The following is a 3,965-nucleotide window of genomic DNA, read 5'->3' on the forward strand; positions in this document are numbered from 1 at the left end:
CGAAGAAGACTGCCGCCCGCGCCGGTCGGCGGATGCTCGGCCGGGGTGCCGGCCGCCAGCACCACGCGGGCCCGCTCGCCTACGTCCTGCTCTCGTTCACGGCCCGAGTGCTGAGCGGCAACGTGCGGTTGCTGCTGGGCATGATCCGCGCCAACCAGCCTTGGGCCTTCGTGGCCCGGCTCTCCCGGGCGATGGTCGTGGCAGCGGCCACCGGCATGCTGACATTGGTGGCCTCGGACCTATGGGTACTGGCCATGGCCTACGGGCCGGTGCGCCTGGTCCTGCTGGCGGTGATGGCGATCGGGGCGGTGAGTGCCACCCTGATCCTGGGAGCAGACTTGTGGGAGCGCCCACGGCGGCGAGCCCAACGTGAGCAGGTGATCCTGTTCAATTTGGCCACCACCGCGACCGTGGCCATCGGGGTTGTGGTGTTCTACCTCGGCTTATTCATCCTGTCCTGGGTCGGCGCGCTGCTGCTCATCGACGAGCCGGTACTGGCCGGTGTCGCCGGTCACCCAGTGAACGCTTTGGACTACGCGAAGATCAGCTGGCTCACCGCCAGCCTGGCCACCGTGGGCGGAGCACTAGGAGCTGGACTGGAGGACGACGATGTGGTGCGCGCCGCTGCCTACACCCGGTCCAGCACCTGACACAGCCCCAGCACAGAAGAAACTGAAACATCTACGCGTTGATGCCACGTCTATGCAGGTGTCATTGCCGGTCGCGATGACTTGGTGGGCTCAGCGCAGTGCGCTGCCTCGTACTCGGCGGGTGGGGCGTTGCCGAGGCGGGTGTGCGGGCGGGCGCTGTTGTACCTGTCGATCCGGGATCCGCACCGCCCTGCCGGACGCGCGGATCGCAGTCGACAAGTGGCATCTCGTCGCCCTCGCCAACCTCATGGTCACCCAGGTCCGTCAACGGATCACCCGGCAACTGCACGGCCGCCGCGGCACCGCCACCGACAAAGTCTGGGCCAGCCGGCAACTGCTGCTCACCGGCTACGAGCACCTCACCGTGAAGCAAAAGGCCCGGTTCAACGCCGCCCTCGCCGCCGAGGATCCGACCAACGAGATCGCCGCCGCGCATGCCGTCAAGGAACGCCTGCGCCTGCTGCTGGCCGAACACCAGCCGCACCAGATCCGGCGCAGGCTGTACGACTTCTACGACGCCGCCGCCCGCGCCGACATGGAGGAAACCAGCCGCCTGGCGACCACGATCGACACCTGGTGGCCAGCGGTGCTCGTCGCGCTCACCGAGGACGTGACCAACGCCCGCACCGAGGGCTTCAACCGGATCATCAAGCAAACCAAGCGTGTCGGATGCGGCTTCACCAACATGGACAACTACCGAAGGCGCATCATGGTCCACATCGCCCTCACCCGAGGGCAGAGACCAGCAGCATGAAATCAGCACACGCCCCGCTCAAATGCGGAGAGCCCCCAAAGGTGTGCGGTGTGTTTTCCTCGTACCGAGTGGCCCAGGTGATAGTGGCCGAGGATGCAGTGAGTATCCGATTCGGGTCTCCGCAGCGGGTTTCTCTTCGTTCCGTCGAGAACCCGTGTGCAGAACCTACGTCGAATATCGTCTCCATCAGTGTCGGACGGTACTCGAGTGCTGATGCGGAAAAACGTACAGTCAAACCACAGGACCTACTCAGTGAATGTGTGGATCAAAGTCGGGTGAGAGTGTCGAGACCGCCCCGGAATTGCAGCTCCGACGTGCTCAGGACTGGCCGGGCTTTCGCTGGGCGTGAGAATCAGTTGTCGAGTATTTCCCGGCATTGTTCCGGGGTGTTGCCTTGCTGCAGGCAATTCGACCACAGGACCTGGGGATGGTTCGGCGGATTCGTTACTGTCGGGGTGCTTGTCGTGGTCCGAGGAGTGCCAGCTGTTGGCGGTGCATCGGTCATTCCGGCTTCGGCCCGAGGGTCGGGGAAGGTCATTCCTAGTGAGTTGGTGCACGTGGTTCCGTCGCAGGATCCTCCGTTGGCGGTGATTTCGCTGACCCGGTTGATCGCTGCGGGGCCGGCGCATTCGTCCGTCCAACCGTATGTTCCGTCCGTGAACGCGGTGTTCGGGCCGGGCGAGGTGCAGTAGTCGATGTGCTTGGTCACCGCCGGCGTGGGCGTGTCGATGAATGTTGCCTCCGCTGTGGGCGGTTCGACGATGGTTTCCGTCGTGGGTTCCACAATCGTGGTACTGGAGACCGGTGTGAGTGTCCCTGAGGAGCTCGGTGTCGTGGCGGTTGCAGTTGCTCCCTCAGACGAGGCAGGTTCGGTGGATGTGCCCTGGTCGCTGCATGCACTGAGCGCGAGAAGCAGGATCGGCGCTGCTAGCCAGGATTTTTTCATTGTCATTTGTGATCGCTTCATCCTGTGGACGGGTCGGCGTGTGGTGGCAGAGCTAGGACGGGTGTCAGCGGCGCATTTCTGCGTACGCTTGTCGCCGCAGCTGTCGAAGTTGCCGCCCATCGGCCAGTTGCCAGTCCCTCCAACCGTGCCGTTGCCGGCCCATGATGTCCGTCAACGGCGCCGAGGGTGGCCCGTAGCGTTTCCCGTCGACGTCGAGGGCCCCGTCCCGCGTGATCGTTGCGATGTAGGTGAGCCCGCGGCCGGTATCGTGATACGTCAGCTGGTCGCCGACCTGTAGATGGCCGAAGAGCATGAGCTGCAAGATGTCGTCGTCGTACGCGATCGGGGCGGAAGACGGCATGATTCGATCGGGTTGGTGTGTGAGCATGGAGGATTCGGATGTCGAATCGTCGCCGTCGCACGAGTTCGGATTCGCCTCGTCAGGTTGTGCGGTTGCGGTGGCTGCACCCGCGAGACGATGTTCCGTTGTAGGTGTCGGTATCTCGACTTTGTCTGCGTGTTGGTTTCCCGAGCCCACGAGGTTTCCGATCCCGCGGCCCACCCACCCGAGCCCGGATCCGACTCCTGAGACACCGGCACCGATCGCTTTGCCGGCCGCGCCGGCGACAGCACTGCCTGCGGACGCTGCCCGACTGCCGACTTCCGCCAGGGCGTCGACGACGCTGGGACTCTCGTGGTCGGTCCATCCCATGACCTGGCTGCCACGTGCCTGCGCGAAGTCGTCGAGGTCGTTCTTGAGTTTGACGATGTCGTGTTTGAGATTGTGGGCGGCGCCCCACCGGAATCCGTCGAGTCGGTGCATTTTTGCAAAGTTCGACAGTTCCGACCGCGCGTGCAGCAACAGTTCGCCGTCGCGTTCGAAATGCTCTGCCAGCACTGTGCGTGCGTCGTCGAGCACCACCTGCAGATGCTGCGGCTCGGTGGCCTGCACGCGCGCGATCCGCAACCGCTGCCACAGATAGAGCGACTGCTCACCGACCACCAACAGGTGCAGGGATTCGCCGAGCCGGTTCTCTTCGATTGCTCGGCGGAGATAGTCGGCGCGATCCTGGACCGGGCGAGTGGCATCGAACCCGGCCAAGGTGCGTTTGACGTGTTCTCGGAGGCGTTCGATGGTCACATTCAGGGTGGGCCGGAGTCCGGCAACAGATTCCCAGTCTGCGGTCGGCAGTGTTCCGTGTTCGTCGAGGGTGGTGACGAGCCGATCCAAGGTTGTGAAATGACCGACCACGTCACCGACTCGGGACGCTTGGGCGAGGGCGAGGAGTTGTTCGACTTTACCGTCGACGCGGGCGATCGATTCGTTCACCGACGCGATGGCCACCGAGAGGGCGACCTGCACCGCGATGAGTTGGAAGGACAGTGCTTGGGTGGGGCCGAGGGATACTTTCTGCCATTGCAGTTGCTGGCGGAACTTCCCTGCTTGGTCGACGACGGTCATTCGGAAGAACCCGCTGTCACCCGGCAACGCTTTGTACGTCTTCAATGCCTGGACGCTGTCCGGGGACAGTCGCACGAACTGACCGGCCTGGGCGGCAATAGATTTCGCTCCGACGGCAGCGGCGGCGACATTGGCCATCGAGGTTGTGCTGAC

The 3,965-nt window shown here is 64.0% G+C and carries 3 protein-coding genes and 1 pseudogene; 2 read left to right on the forward strand and 2 right to left on the reverse strand.

Translation table 11 applies throughout. The features are described from left to right. Positions 1–650: pseudogene (locus ABZ567_RS32265) on the forward strand (hypothetical protein); the annotation flags it as partial. 76 nt (positions 651–726) lie between these two features. Continuing rightward, positions 727–1,404, forward strand: coding sequence for a transposase (locus tag ABZ567_RS32270; RefSeq protein ID WP_238054044.1), 678 nt, complete (start codon positions 727–729; stop codon positions 1,402–1,404). A gap of 352 nt (positions 1,405–1,756) precedes the next feature. Here ABZ567_RS32270 and ABZ567_RS32275 read toward each other — a convergent pair whose 3' ends face one another. Together ABZ567_RS32275 and ABZ567_RS32280 are read right to left on the reverse strand one after the other, a co-directional pair. Continuing rightward, positions 1,757–2,188 carry a hypothetical protein gene (locus tag ABZ567_RS32275; protein ID WP_099699025.1) on the reverse strand — a complete coding sequence of 144 codons (432 nt, stop codon included), beginning with the start codon at positions 2,186–2,188 and terminating at the stop codon, positions 1,757–1,759. Between the two features lie 226 nt (positions 2,189–2,414). Next, positions 2,415–3,965 (reverse strand): hypothetical protein (locus tag ABZ567_RS32280; RefSeq protein WP_360796921.1); only part of this gene is annotated, 1,551 nt, incomplete at its 5' end.

The sequence above is a fragment of the Streptomyces sp. NPDC016459 genome, assembly GCF_040632845.1.
GTDB lineage: Bacteria > Actinomycetota > Actinomycetes > Streptomycetales > Streptomycetaceae > Streptomyces.

Excerpts from the sequence above, each read along its gene's own strand:
- ABZ567_RS32270 (WP_238054044.1), top strand. The coding sequence starts at position 727 with ATGACTTGGTGGGCTCAGCGCAGTGCGCTGCCTCGTACTCGGCGGGTG.